Annotated in this window: 16 protein-coding genes; all 16 read left to right on the top strand. The window is 52.5% G+C overall.

Annotated features, from left to right (window positions below):
• Positions 1–48: 48 nt before the first annotated feature.
• The 16 genes from BN1247_RS02805 (at position 49) to BN1247_RS02875 (ending at position 12,722) form a co-directional block, all read left to right on the top strand.
• Complete coding sequence (locus tag BN1247_RS02805) at positions 49–1,239, top strand: SPOR domain-containing protein (RefSeq protein ID WP_054949026.1); 1,191 nt, start codon at positions 49–51, stop codon at positions 1,237–1,239.
• A gap of 147 nt (positions 1,240–1,386) precedes the next feature.
• Positions 1,387–2,994 carry a M2 family metallopeptidase gene (locus BN1247_RS02810; protein ID WP_054949027.1) on the top strand — a complete coding sequence of 536 codons (1,608 nt, stop codon included), beginning with the start codon at positions 1,387–1,389 and terminating at the stop codon, positions 2,992–2,994.
• A 4-nt stretch (positions 2,995–2,998) separates the two neighbouring features.
• Positions 2,999–3,127: a hypothetical protein gene (locus BN1247_RS18320; RefSeq protein ID WP_261796016.1), complete on the top strand. Its 129-nt coding sequence runs from the start codon at positions 2,999–3,001 to the stop codon at positions 3,125–3,127.
• Between the two features lie 410 nt (positions 3,128–3,537).
• Positions 3,538–4,209 carry a RadC family protein gene (gene radC / locus BN1247_RS02815; protein WP_054951466.1) on the top strand — a complete coding sequence of 224 codons (672 nt, stop codon included), beginning with the start codon at positions 3,538–3,540 and terminating at the stop codon, positions 4,207–4,209.
• Positions 4,210–4,292: 83 nt separating this feature from the next.
• Complete coding sequence (locus tag BN1247_RS02820) at positions 4,293–5,327, top strand: rod shape-determining protein (RefSeq protein ID WP_054949028.1); 1,035 nt, start codon at positions 4,293–4,295, stop codon at positions 5,325–5,327.
• Positions 5,328–5,339: 12 nt separating this feature from the next.
• Positions 5,340–6,248, top strand: a complete 909-nt coding sequence (gene mreC / locus BN1247_RS02825; protein ID WP_054949029.1) for a rod shape-determining protein MreC — start codon at positions 5,340–5,342, stop codon at positions 6,246–6,248.
• The gene (gene mreD, locus BN1247_RS02830) at positions 6,249–6,779 is read left to right on the top strand and encodes a rod shape-determining protein MreD (protein WP_054949030.1); all 531 of its coding nucleotides are present in this window, start codon (positions 6,249–6,251) and stop codon (positions 6,777–6,779) included.
• A 127-nt stretch (positions 6,780–6,906) separates the two neighbouring features.
• Positions 6,907–7,605, top strand: coding sequence for a septum site-determining protein MinC (locus BN1247_RS02835; RefSeq protein ID WP_054949031.1), 699 nt, complete (start codon positions 6,907–6,909; stop codon positions 7,603–7,605).
• Positions 7,606–7,644: 39 nt separating this feature from the next.
• Positions 7,645–8,442, top strand: a complete 798-nt coding sequence (minD, locus tag BN1247_RS02840; protein WP_054949032.1) for a septum site-determining protein MinD — start codon at positions 7,645–7,647, stop codon at positions 8,440–8,442.
• A gap of 78 nt (positions 8,443–8,520) precedes the next feature.
• A complete protein-coding gene (locus BN1247_RS02845; RefSeq protein WP_054949033.1) occupies positions 8,521–9,231 on the top strand; it encodes a M23 family metallopeptidase in 711 nt (236 codons plus the stop codon).
• The gene (locus BN1247_RS02850) at positions 9,224–10,102 is read left to right on the top strand and encodes a M50 family metallopeptidase (RefSeq protein WP_074011224.1); all 879 of its coding nucleotides are present in this window, start codon (positions 9,224–9,226) and stop codon (positions 10,100–10,102) included. Before BN1247_RS02845 ends, BN1247_RS02850 begins: the two co-directional genes overlap by 8 nt.
• Before the next feature lie 210 nt (positions 10,103–10,312).
• Complete coding sequence (locus BN1247_RS02855) at positions 10,313–10,801, top strand: flavin reductase family protein (protein WP_054949035.1); 489 nt, start codon at positions 10,313–10,315, stop codon at positions 10,799–10,801.
• Between the two features lie 216 nt (positions 10,802–11,017).
• Positions 11,018–11,329, top strand: coding sequence for a 50S ribosomal protein L21 (rplU, locus tag BN1247_RS02860; RefSeq protein WP_054949036.1), 312 nt, complete (start codon positions 11,018–11,020; stop codon positions 11,327–11,329).
• 9 nt (positions 11,330–11,338) lie between these two features.
• Positions 11,339–11,677 carry a ribosomal-processing cysteine protease Prp gene (locus BN1247_RS02865; RefSeq protein ID WP_054949037.1) on the top strand — a complete coding sequence of 113 codons (339 nt, stop codon included), beginning with the start codon at positions 11,339–11,341 and terminating at the stop codon, positions 11,675–11,677.
• 6 nt (positions 11,678–11,683) lie between these two features.
• On the top strand, positions 11,684–11,974 hold the full coding sequence (gene rpmA, locus BN1247_RS02870) for a 50S ribosomal protein L27 (protein WP_054949038.1): 291 nt from the start codon (positions 11,684–11,686) through the stop codon (positions 11,972–11,974).
• Positions 11,975–12,119: 145 nt separating this feature from the next.
• Positions 12,120–12,722, top strand: a complete 603-nt coding sequence (locus tag BN1247_RS02875; protein WP_054949039.1) for a Spo0B domain-containing protein — start codon at positions 12,120–12,122, stop codon at positions 12,720–12,722.
• Positions 12,723–12,744: the final 22 nt, after the last annotated feature.

Raw genomic sequence — 12,744 nt, forward strand, 5'->3', positions numbered from 1 at the left:
TTTCATACAATACGAGTAAAACAAGCTCGTACTAGGGAGAAGATGAGAATGAGTGAACCGCGGGTTAACGTGCGCAGTAAAAATAAGCGGATCTTTAAGTCGGCTGGCGGAGGGCAGGAACGGCAACATTGGCTCGGCGGAGGCGACGCGCCGAACGCGCACGAGCTTCCCGAAGGAGTAAGCAAACGGCGTTCGGATCAAGATTATTGGTCGCACTACGTATACAGAAGGAAACGCAAAAAGCCGCGGCGATCGGAAGGCAAACAGCCGTTTACGGTGAAAGCAAAGCGGGCGGTAAGCGGGGGCCATATCGCGACAAAACTCGTCATCGCCGGTTTAAGTGCCGTATTAATCGGCACGCTGATGGGCTTGTTCATTTTAAACGTGTTCGTTACCGGAGACGGGCAAGGCGAGACGGGGACGATCGACGATCGACTGCGCGGCGCGACCGGAGGCGCGAACGGTAAGGGGCAGCCGTCACAGACGGGTAACGGGACATCGCCCCAGCCCGAGGCAGGTAAGCAATCGTCACAGTCAGGCGAAGGAGATAAGCAATCGACGCCGGGGAGTGGGGCGGGGCAAGGTGTGCCAGCGGCGGAAGACGGTTCGGATGCGGTGTACCTCCCGGAAGTGAAAGCCGTCTGGGTGCAGGGGGGCGTGTTCGCCAAGCAGAGTGGTGCGGAAGAGGTGGCAGCTGCACAGCGCAAGCATGGATTTGCGTCTGCAGTCGTCCCGATGGGCGATCAGTACCGCGTGTTTTTAGGAGTCAGCTTTAATCGAGACGATGCGCTTAAGATGGCCGCCGAAATTAAGGACAGCGGCACAGACGTCTATTTACAAGACGATATCGCCATCCCGCTAGTGCCGCTGACAAACATCGCGCAAGCGCAGGGGCAACAGCTGCAACAAGCAGCTGTTGCTGGCCAAACGGTGTTAGACAGAGTCGCCCGTTTAACAGCGCAAGGCATAGCCGGTGAAAAAGTGTCAGGCGGGATACAGCGCGAGATTAAAACGATCGAACAGGCGCATCGCACCTTTTTAACGGCGCTTAAAAACGTCGAGGGTGAGCTGTCTAGAGACGGGCAGGAAGCAGTGAAAGTGATGGCGCAAGGCCTGTCGGAAGTGGTCGCAGCGATGAAACAGTATGCGGAAGAAGCGAAAACGTCGTATTTGTGGCAGGCGCAAGAGGGGATGATCAACTACCTCATCGCCTACTGGCAACTTGGCCAAGCGAAGTGAACCAACTCGGGGTGCGATTCGTTTAACAATTGAGGGCTGGAGGTTAGTAGGCGTACGCAGCGGAATGATTTATAAAATTATAAAGCAAATGCTGTCATAATTCGCAGTTATGTGGCGGCTGTATAACGGTAGAAAGGAATCATCACCATGGCTATTACTGAATTTTTAAGACGACAAAACGAAGCACTCATTCCATTGTACAAAGAGAGCGCGCTGACAGCGTGGATGAGTGCGACGACGGGGGAAGAGGCGTGGAGCACGCGACGGGAACGGGCGCTCCACGCCTATTACCGTTTTTTCGCCGACGAAGCGCGCTTTGAGCAAGTGATGACATACCGCCAACAGGCAACGCTCGACCCCCTACAGCGCCGTCAATTGGACGACCTGTACATAAACATGGTTCGCAATCAGCTGGACGGGGATCTCGCCGCGCGCACGGTAAAAATGACGCAAGAGCTGTCGCACCTTTTCACGACCTTTCGCCCCACCTTGAATGGACAAGCCGTCACGAACAACGATCTGCTTAAGATCTTGAAGGAAAGTGACGATTCACATGAGTGTCAAGAAGCTTGGCTCGCGAGCAAGCAGATCGCTAAACAGGCCGAGAGAGACATTCTCGCCTTAGTCGCGCAGCGGAACGCCGAGGCGCGGTCGCTCGGATTCGACAATTTCTATCACATGAGTTACGCCACCGAGGAACTAGATTTGGACGAGACCTTCGCCCTGTTTGAAGAAGTGCGTGCGTTGACAGAGGAGCCGTATCAACGCGTCAAACGGGAAATCGACGAACAGGTGGCAGAAAAGTTTTCCCTCCCGCTAGACGAACTGCGGCCGTGGCACTACGGCGATCCTTTTTTTCAAGGGGCACCACCGGAACCGCGAGTGGCGGTGGACGAGCTATATCAAAATAAAGATTTGGAACAGCTAACTGCAGACACCTTTGCGAGTATGGGCTTTGATATTACCGATCTGCTAGCGAAGAGCGACCTTTACCCGCGTGAGAACAAATACCCCTTCGGGTTTTGTACAAGTATGGATCGCGAAGGGGATGTGCGCGTCCTCGTCAATGCGGACGCAAGTCAATTTTGGATGACGGCACTCTTACACGAATTTGGCCACGCCGTCTATTATAAACACGTCGACCGCGCACTGCCGTTTTTGCTCAGATGTCACGCGCACACGTTGACGACAGAAGGCGTCGCTATGTTTTTCGGCCGCTTGAACAAAACGCCCGCTTGGATCGACAAGTTTTTATGCACGGATGGCGAAGGAATCCAGGGGCGAAACGGTGGCCGCGGCAGAGCGTCACAGGTGGCTGCTGCCGGCGCCCATGCCCTTCAGCGGGAGTTACTTGTAGGCATGCGCTGGTTTTTGGCGTTCGTCTTTTTCGAACGGGAATTGTACGAACGGCCGGAGCAAGATTTAAATCGTCGCTGGTGGGAAATAGTGGCGGATATTCAACAGCTTCATCCTCCGGAGGAGACGCATTATCCGGATTGGGCGGCGAAAATGCACTTTTCCCTCGCGCCTGTCTCGTACCAAAACTACATTTTGGGCGAATTGACGGCGTCACAGTTGCAGCACTACATTGAAACACACGTCAGTGACGATTGGTTCACCCCAGAAGTCGGCAAGTACTTACGGGAAGTGTTTTTCGCCCCTGGTGCCCGCTGGGAATGGCAGGAAAAAATCATCAAAGCGACTGGGGAGCCGTTAAACGCACAGTTTTTTGGCCAACAGGTGGCACGCGTTTAACGACGTGGAACGAATGTTAGTCGGCGGACAGCAGCGGGCGCGCACGTCGACTACGATCGAAAAAAATGGTCGCTTAGTAGACGCGCATAGATGCGCGCGAACGGTTGTCGGTGGACATGGGCGTACAGGTTGACGCCTTCGACCGACAGGCGGGTACCGGGAGTGTCCTTTCTACTTCCTATGAACGGAAAATTCGCTAGAAAACTTTTTACAAACAATTACTGTTTACGACCATTTCTGAGCTTGTCACTGCGGGTTCGCTTTGTTAAACTGGACGTTAGGTAAAAGTCGAAGGAGTAAATAATCTGTTCGTTTTTGACGAAAGATGTAGCTGAATGAACGTTAGCATATAGGGGTTATCGTTTAAGCAGCGAAATATGCCTCCAGAGATGTTCATCTTGAAAATTTCGTTGCCCCTTATTTACTTTAGTGACAAGTACTCGTCGACCGTTGCGGTCGCGGACGGCACGTTGTGACTTAAGACGGTCATCGCGCTATTGTCATAAGGAGGCACGGGGTGTGAAAGAAGAGACGAAACACGTAATGATTCGCGACGTTCCTGTAGATGAACGGCCGCGCGAACGATTGATGCAATACGGCGCCACAGCGCTATCTAACGCGGAACTCATCGCCATTTTACTGCGTACCGGCACATCGTCGCAGTCAGCGAAACATTTAGCCGAACGCATCTTGTCCGCAGCGGGTGGGCTAAAAGGGTTAACGGATAGTTCGATCGAAACGTTGACACAAGTTAAAGGAATTGGACCGGCTAAGGCGGTACAAGTGCTCGCGGGCGTCGAACTCGGACGCCGCATATCGCGCGCATTGCCGGAAGAACGCTTCGCCATCCGCTCGCCGCAAGACGCTGCTGACCTTATGATGGACGAGCTACAACATTTACAACAAGAACACTTCGTATGCCTGTTTTTGAATACGAAAAACGAGGTCCTAGCGAAAGAAACGGTGTTTGTGGGCAGTTTAAACGCCTCGATCGTGCACCCGCGAGAAGTGTTCAAACGCGCGATTAGTCGCGTGAGCGCCGCGATCATTTGTTTGCACAACCATCCGAGCGGTGACCCGACGCCGAGCAGAGAGGATCGTTACGTGACGAAACGTCTGAAACAAGCCGGGGAACTCATCGGCATCGACGTTTTGGATCACATCATTATCGGAGAACAACGCTTTTACAGCATGAAAGACAACGGGCTAATGTAACGTACGCGAAACAGGCAAGCGGAACGTACAGCTTACACGGGACAAATGAAACTTGCAGTGACACGAAGGGAGCCACTAGAAAGATGTTCGGAGTTACTAAAGATTTAGGAATTGACTTAGGGACTGCCAATACACTTGTATATATTAAAGGAAAAGGCATCGTCGTACGCGAGCCTTCCGTCGTCGCGATCGACATCGACAACGGGACGATCAAGGCGGTCGGCGACGAAGCCAAACGGATGCTCGGACGTACGCCGGGCAACATTAACGCCAAACGGCCGATCAAAGACGGCGTCATCGCCGATTATGATACAACACTGGCTATGCTCAAATATTTCATCCGCCAAGCACAGCGCAAGCGGTCGCTGTTTGGACGGTTGCCGAACGTCATGGTATGTGTCCCGTCCGGGATCACGGCCGTAGAAAAGAAAGCTGTCGAAGACGCGACGAAGCAGGCTGGCGCGCGCAGTGCGATTACGATCGAAGAGCCGTTTGCCGCAGCGATCGGGGCTGACTTACCCGTTTGGGAACCGACCGGTAGTATGATTGTCGACATTGGCGGCGGGACGACCGAAGTGGCGATCATCTCCCTCGGCGGCATCGTCACGCGGAAATCGATTCGCGTCGCCGGCGACGAGATGGACAGCGCGATCATTCAATACATTAAGCGCATGTACAATCTAATGATTGGCGAGCGTACGGCCGAAGCGTTGAAAATGGAAATCGGATCTGCGATTGCTCCTGAGGAAGAGGAATTTATGGACATTCGCGGTCGCAACTTAGTAAGTGGTTTGCCGAAAACACTGCAACTTTCGTCGACAGAAATTTCCGAGGCGCTTTCCGACACAGTGACTTCAATCGTCGACGCCGTAAAGATTTGTTTGGAAAAAACACCGCCGGAACTGGCAGCAGACATTATGGATCGGGGAATTGTTCTCACTGGTGGCGGCGCGCTCTTACGCAACATGGATACCCTCTTGGCGAACGAAACGGGCATGCCTGTCCTCGTCGCGGAAAATACGTTAGACTGCGTAGCTTTGGGGACTGGGCGCGCGCTGGAAAACATCCATCTCTTTAACTCGCGTCCCGGAGCGACGCTGCGCTCTGACCGGAAATAAGGTGCTTAGTTCATGTGGTTTCGACTGTTCAGCAATCGAAAGCTATTCATTTTGCTGACTTCGCTCGTGCTGTTGCTTCTTCTCATGGGCGTGACTGGCAACGGGCGTACGGAGCTCTCGTGGCCGGAAAAAGCGTTTAAAAGCACGTTGGCAAAATTGCAAGGGCTCGTCTATAAACCGGCTGGCGCAGTCACCGATTTTATTGACGACCTCGCGCATATGGGTACGTTGTACGAAGAAAACACGAAACTGCGGGCGAAGTTAGAAAAACAAATCGACGTGACGGACGAACGAGACGATTTGCGCGCCAGACAGAAGGAGCTCGAGAAGCTTGTCGGTTACTACGAAAAACACAAACAGGAACATATCGTGGCACAAGTCGTCGCCCGCAGTGCGGACCGTTTTAACGACGTCATCGTGATCGACCGCGGCATGGCCGAGGGCATTAAACCGAACATGGCGGTTATTACGCACGAAGGGCTTATTGGCCGCGTCGAGAGTGCTACCGATTCAATGGCTAACGTACAACTACTGACGAGTTCGCGGCAAGAAAACCTGATGAAAGCTCCTGCGATCGCTGCGGAAATTAAAGAGCGAAACGCGTTCGGGATCATCGAAGGTTACGACCACGACAAGAAGGCACTTATTCTTTCAATGGTCGACTCCCAAGCGAAACTGCATAAAGGCGACACGGTCATCACGTACGGACAGTCGGAGATTTACCCGCCTAACTTGTTAATCGGGACGGTTCAAGAAGTCGGCAAAGGCAATTACGGTTTGGATCAGACAGCGTATGTGAAACCGAAAGCAAGCTTCGATCGTTTACGTTACGTCATGGTCGTACGCGATACGGGTAAACTCGAGGTACAAAAACATTTAGAAGAAAACAAAGCAGACAAACGAGCTAAAGGAGGGGATTAGATGATACAACGCGCGTTGTTCATCGGCTTCCTCTTCTTCCTTTTTTTACTGGAGGGGACGCTCTTACAGTGGCTCGTTCCGGACTCGTGGGGAACGACGTGGACATTCGTACCTGCCCTGTCATTCGTCGCCATTTTGCTCGTCGCAATTTTTTTCGATGAGCGGCGGGGTCTTATTTACGCGGCACTGTTCGGTTTAATGCACGATCTCGCATTCGGGCTAATGCTCGGTGCGTATACGTTTAGCTACGTGTTGATCACATATTATGTCAGTTCGGTGATCAAGCAGTTTCACCAAAGTAACGTGTTCGTCGTCGTCACCGTCGTCGTTGGCGTCATCCTACAAGTCGCGTCAGTTTACGGTCTATTTGTGTTGTTTGGCGTGACGCAGATGGACTGGCGGTTGATGCTCTACAAGGTACTCATCCCTACGGCCGTCTTTAATTTACTGTTTGTTCTCGTCATGTTGCGGCCGCTAAAAGTTTGGGTAAATAAACTAAAGGCAACCGTCGATGAACATTTCTTTCGCTAGCGCCCTTCTCGGTACGTCTGGCGCCCTTCTAGCAAATTAGGTGAGAGGTTTCGTCAATTTCTTTTCTAAAGGCAGGAATACCGGGAACTCGTGACGAATTGCATTTTAATAGGATGGAGTGACGGCCATGGAACAGGTAACGCGCTCACCCGTTGTGATCAAAGGCACGTTAGACGGACTCTTCTTCCGTTTGGACGATCAGTGCGCGTTTACAGACGTGCTTGCGGATCTAGAGCAGAAATTGGCAGAAGAACAGGGACAGTTGTTGGACGGACCGGATACGTCTGTGCGCATCCAACTGGGACAGCGGCAAATTGTGCGCGAGGAAGAACGCGCGTTACGCGCGTCGTTCGCGAAGCGGCCCAACTTAATCATCACGCACATCAGTTCCGAGGCGGGGCACTACCGGCTAGATCACGATCCCTTCAAACTGTTAAAGAAAGCTTCTGGGAGAGTGCGTGCGGGGCAAGTGTTGGAAACAGATAGTAGCTTGCTGTTATTCGGCGATGTGAACCCAGGGGGAATCGTTCGCGCTGCCGGTCACATCTATATATTTGGCTCGCTTCGCGGGACGGTACACGCCGGTTGTAGCGGTCAAGGCAGTGCCATTATCGTCGCAGCGGCAATGATGCCGACGCAACTCAGAATAGCGACGGCATTTAGCCGACCGCCGGACGAGGGGAAACGTCACGTCGGATCTATGGAATTTGCTTACATAAACGGCAAACACATTGCGATTGAGCCTGTCGTTCACCTACATCGCGTGCGACCGGAACTGGTTCAAGAGACCGTAACGGCCGTTAAATTAAACGATCAATTCGCATAACGACTGCCGCGCACGTGTCGGTTTAGAGGAGGAATCGCCTTGGGAAGAGCAATCGTTGTCACATCCGGTAAAGGTGGCGTCGGCAAAACGACGACGTCGTTCAATATTGGGACCGGTCTAGCGCTAGCAAACAAGCGGGTCGTCCTCGTGGACGCAGATATTGGTCTCCGAAATTTAGATGTCGCGATGGGGCTGGAAAATCGGATTGTGTTTGATTTGGTCGATGTGGTCGAGAATAAATGCCGTATGCAGCAAGCACTCGTCAAAGATAAGCGCTTTGACGATTACTTGTACTTGCTTCCCGCCTCGCAGACGAAGGAAAAGTCGGCAGTGACGGCGGAGCAGTTCAAACAACTGACTACGGAACTAAAACGCCAGTACGATTATGTGATCATCGATTGTCCAGCAGGGATTGAACAAGGATTTCGCAACGCCGTGGCCGGAGTCGACGAGGCGATTGTCGTTACGACGCCGGAAAACACCGCGATTCGCGACGCCGACCGCGTCATTGGGTTACTAGAAAAAGAGGAGATACAACCGCCGAAGTTAATCGTTAACCGCTTGCGTCCAGACATGGTGCGGGGCGGCGATATAATCGAAGTGGACGAAATCGTGCAAGTGTTAGCGATCGACTTGCTCGGGGTTGTGCCGGACGACGCAAACGTCATTAAAGGGTCGAACCGCGGGGAACCGCTGGCGATGGACACAAACTCGCGTGCAGGGCGCGCGTACCTCAACATCTCTAAACGCATTCTCGGTGAAGCGGTGCCTCTGATGCCACTCTACGAAAAGACGAGCTGGTGGAAGCGGATGAAAAAGTGGTTCGGCAACGCCTGATGGGCAGGTAGCTTGTTCATATCAGCTCCCCCTTTCTCATAGGTTGTACAAACGGGAAGAGAAAGGGTTGAGCATACGGTGAAAGAGGTCGATCAGCGGATCAAACGGCGGCGCGATGAACGGATTCGCGCCTTGCAAGAGCAAGCACCTTACCGCGATGTGAGGCGGCCGTCACCAGAACGCCGCGAGCTGCGGGGGCAAGGTAAGTTATTCTTGCAAACTGTCCTGTCGTGTGTACTTCTTCTTTTTACTTACCTCATTTTCCAGGTGGACAGTGCGACGTTCCGCCAAGCACAAACGGCGATTAGAGACATTATGGCGCAAGACTTTAATTTTAACGACGTCGCTACTTGGTATGAAGAAACGATCGGCGGCATGCCAGCCATTATTCCTACATGGACGAAAAATGCCAATCCATCCGGAGCAAATAGTTTACAACCAGCTCATTGGTTGCTACCCCTTAACGGCGAAGTGAAGAAAAAATATGCGGCGGCGCATCCTTACATTACGATTCGAGGCTTTCAGAATGCGCCGGTCGTCGCCAGTGCGGAAGGTCTTGTCGCCTTCGTCGGGGAAAAAGACGGGTGGGGACAATGCGTCATCGTGCAGCACGCGGGCCAGTTCGAAACGTGGTACGGAAACTTAAAGCAGGTGCGCATCAAACTGTCTGATTGGGTGCAGCCACAGCAATTGCTCGGGGAACTCGATGAGGTGGGCGGGGATGTCCAGTTCGCGGTGAAACGAGGAGGCGAATTCGTCGATCCGCTAGATGTGATTGCGCGTGACTGACGTGACAGGCGCGCCTTTCGGAAAGCTCCGATTTCGCATTCACCCCTGCTTTTGGCTCGTCGTTATTTTGGCGGTGTGGGGTGGTTACTTCGTCGAAATAGCCACCTTGTTTGCACTCGTCATCATCCACGAACTAGGACACGTCAGCGCTGCCCGCTATTTTCGCTGGCGGATGACGGAAGTCGAGCTGCTGCCCTTCGGCGGCGTCGCCAAGACGGACGAGTGGGGCACGGTGCCAGCGCGCGAAGAAATACTCGTCGCTATTGCTGGACCTGCATACAACGGCGCAATGATCGTCTTTGGGGCGATTTGTTACGTGAGCGGCCTTTGGACTCCTGACTGGTCGCGTTATTTCGTGACGGCGAATTTGTGGCTGGGCGGTTTTAACTTGTTACCCGTCTACCCGCTCGACGGGGGCCGTATTTTGCAAGCGTTGCTCAGTTATAAATGGCCGTACCGCGCATGTATTGTATGGACGTTGCGCCTAAGTGTGGCCGCGGCGGCAGTGATGGTCGTCGTTAGCTTCGCTCCCGCACTGTTCGGAGCTCCACCGCTTGTTAACTTGTTATTGCTGGCTCTTTTTTTGTTACTCGCAAACGTGCGGATGTGGCGGAAGAAAGAGTATCAGTTTATGCGTTTTCTGGCGCAGCGACTCGTGCAAACAAACGAGGTGTGTAAACAGTGTATCCTCCTCACTTCAACTGAGGAAACTCTTTGGTCCGTCGTGAAAAAGTTAAAAAAAGAGGAATGCCACGTCATTGTCGTCCGGGATTGCCACGGGGACATTCGGCGCATTTTGACTGAAGAAACGGTGCTCCGCCACCTGTTTGGGCCTGCTTCTCCCCATAGCACACTAGGTGAACTGCCGTAAGCATAAGGACTGCCCTCATCGCGCTTGGCGGGCAGTTTTTTCCTACCCTAAAAAACGTCACATAAGCTGTGCGCGATTAGGTACAAATTCTCTTCCAGGTATGATAATGTATAAAGCAGACATTCGAAAGTATTTTATTTAGATATTGCACGGGTGGCTACCTACATGGTGGACAGCCCTTACTCATCAACGACATATTGGGGGAGACCAATGCACACACCAATCGATTCAAAACTGTTCCGAGAAACAATGGGCAAATTTGCGACCGGAATTACTGTTGTGACGACACCAATTGAAGGCGATGATGTCCACGGCATGACGGCAAATGCCTTTATGTCCGTGTCGCTAGAACCGCCGCTCATCTTAGTATCTATCGATCGGCGGGCGCATACGCACCGTTACATCCAGGAAGCGAAGCGCTTCGGGGTGAACTTTTTGCACGCGGAGCAAGCCGCGCTATCTAATCACTTTGCCGGTAAGGCGAGTGCCGAAGTAAGTGCTGCGTTAAAATACGAGTGGCACGACGATATTCCGCTATTAGCCGACTGTTCGGTACAGATCGCCTGTCGGCTGTGGGCGAATTACGACGGCGGCGATCACACGCTGTTCGTCGGCGAAGTAGCCGGCATGAACGTATTAGGCGGAGAACCGCTACTGTACTATTCCGGCGCTTACCACACGCTCAAGCCCGAGGCGTAACGACGCGCGGAATTGGCGGGGCGACGGAAGCGAATGTCGAGGTGACGCAAGCCAACATACCCGATGAACAACAAAACGAAGTGCCAACCTTGACCGCTGATGCACATTGTGGTAATATTTTTTTGTTATGTGCTTGAACCGCACGGCAGAGGTAACGAAGTCTTAAGGACACCTCATGCTGGCGAGTCTAAAGTATGAGGAGGTGCATCGACTACGATGTACGCGATTATTGAAACAGGTGGAAAACAGTATAAAGTACAAGAAGGCGACGTGCTCTTTATCGAGAAGCTAGCGGCGAACGAGGGCGAATCGGTACAATTCGACCACGTGTTGCTCATAGCAAACGAAGACGGTGTAAAAGTCGGCAGCCCGACTGTCGCTGGGGCGACCGTCTCCGCAAAAGTAGAAGCACACGGACGCGGCAAAAAACTAACTGTTTTTAAGTACAAACCGAAGAAAAATTACCATCGCAAACAAGGCCACCGTCAACCGTTTACGAAGGTGACGGTCGAAAAAATTAACGCGTAGTAGGCACGCATGATTAACATTACGGTTAAGCGGGACAAGGTAGCACAAACGGTGCGGGAAGTGACGTTGAGTGGCCACGCGGGGTATGACGATTACGGGAAAGATATCGTCTGCGCCGCTGTGTCGTCGGTTTACATCAACATCGTCAACGCCGTGGAAGCTCTGTTACACGTTTCATTAACGCTTGAGCAGCAGGGCGGTCACGCCGTGTGCCGCGTACCTGACTTAAAGGACGAGCAAGTTGCCGCACGCGTGCAACTACTTCTGGAAACACTCGTTTTTTCCTTACAGACCATTGCGAAAGAATATCCTTCTTTCGTTTCGATACGCGACTCGGGAAAGGAGTGACACGATATGTTAAAACTGGATCTACAACTTTTCGCGCAAAAAAAAGGTGTCGGTTCTACTAAAAACGGACGGGACAGCATTTCCAAGCGTTTAGGCGTGAAGCGCGGCGACGGACAGCAAGTGAGCGCCGGTAGTATTTTAGTCCGCCAACGCGGCACGAAAATTTACCCTGGCTTTAACGTCGGACGCGGTGGCGACGATACGCTGTTCGCGAAAGTCGACGGCGTCGTCAAGTTTGAACGCTTAGGGCGCGAACGGAAAAAAGTGAGCGTCTACCCGGAAAGCGTAGAAGCTTAAACACGTTTACGCAAACGAGATCTCTAGCAGCGGCTGGAGGTCTTTTTTTGATTTCCAAAATAGATTAACTTTGTGTACAATATAAATGGGCCGTTTGGTGTCGGCTTACGCGCTTGGCCATTGCCGTTTTTTTCGGAGGGAAGTCATGCAGAAAGCTGCTCAAATCGACGAGGAACATAAACTGTTAACGTGTTTGAACTTCAAGCGACACGATTGGTTGAATCATCTGCAAGTAATGACAGGATATTTGTCGTTACGAGAGTATGACCGGTTGCGCAACTACGTGACTCGCGTGCTCGACGAAGCAGAACGGGAAGGGCAAATCTTCCAAATCGCCTACGCCCCGCTCGCTCACTATTTGCTCACCTACAATATTTTTGCCAAAGACACCGCTTTCAACGTACATATTGCGGCAAATGTGACGCGCCTCAAGGCGCAAGTAGGGGAATGTTTGTTGCAAGCGATTTGCACCTTCGAGCAGGTGATCGCCGCTGCGTGTACCAGAAAAGCGACGGACGTCGTCACGATCGACTTGGCGCTACACGACAGTGAAAACAAAGTGCCTAGCGGTTGCAGTTACGTCTTGTACGTCGACGTCACACCGCCCCCCGCTGTTTACGAAGCGCTCCGAAACACAAATTGGGCACTCGTCCAAAAACAGCTCGGCCCGTGGTGCGAGGATGTAACGATCGACTGGGACGGCCGTACGCTCGAGTGTGGGGTGCGCGTTGCCGGACAAGCTAAATAACGGGTATAATAGCAGTTGGCAC

This window comes from Numidum massiliense (assembly GCF_001375555.1).
In the GTDB taxonomy this organism is placed as follows: Bacteria; Bacillota; Bacilli; order Thermoactinomycetales; family Novibacillaceae; genus Numidum; species Numidum massiliense.

What these genes read in the sequence shown, in the direction of transcription:
- mreC (WP_054949029.1), top strand. Translation starts at nt 5,340, where the DNA reads ATGTGGTTTCGACTGTTCAGCAATCGAAAGCTATTCATTTTGCTGACT.
- radC (WP_054951466.1), top strand. Translation starts at nt 3,538, where the DNA reads ATGATTCGCGACGTTCCTGTAGATGAACGGCCGCGCGAACGATTGATG.
- rpmA (WP_054949038.1), top strand. Translation starts at nt 11,684, where the DNA reads ATGTTAAAACTGGATCTACAACTTTTCGCGCAAAAAAAAGGTGTCGGT.
- BN1247_RS02820 (WP_054949028.1), top strand. Translation starts at nt 4,293, where the DNA reads ATGTTCGGAGTTACTAAAGATTTAGGAATTGACTTAGGGACTGCCAAT.
- BN1247_RS02835 (WP_054949031.1), top strand. Translation starts at nt 6,907, where the DNA reads ATGGAACAGGTAACGCGCTCACCCGTTGTGATCAAAGGCACGTTAGAC.
- mreD (WP_054949030.1), top strand. Translation starts at nt 6,249, where the DNA reads ATGATACAACGCGCGTTGTTCATCGGCTTCCTCTTCTTCCTTTTTTTA.
- rplU (WP_054949036.1), top strand. Translation starts at nt 11,018, where the DNA reads ATGTACGCGATTATTGAAACAGGTGGAAAACAGTATAAAGTACAAGAA.
- BN1247_RS02805 (WP_054949026.1), top strand. Translation starts at nt 49, where the DNA reads ATGAGTGAACCGCGGGTTAACGTGCGCAGTAAAAATAAGCGGATCTTT.
- BN1247_RS02875 (WP_054949039.1), top strand. Translation starts at nt 12,120, where the DNA reads ATGCAGAAAGCTGCTCAAATCGACGAGGAACATAAACTGTTAACGTGT.
- BN1247_RS02810 (WP_054949027.1), top strand. Translation starts at nt 1,387, where the DNA reads ATGGCTATTACTGAATTTTTAAGACGACAAAACGAAGCACTCATTCCA.
- BN1247_RS02865 (WP_054949037.1), top strand. Translation starts at nt 11,339, where the DNA reads ATGATTAACATTACGGTTAAGCGGGACAAGGTAGCACAAACGGTGCGG.
- BN1247_RS02855 (WP_054949035.1), top strand. Translation starts at nt 10,313, where the DNA reads ATGCACACACCAATCGATTCAAAACTGTTCCGAGAAACAATGGGCAAA.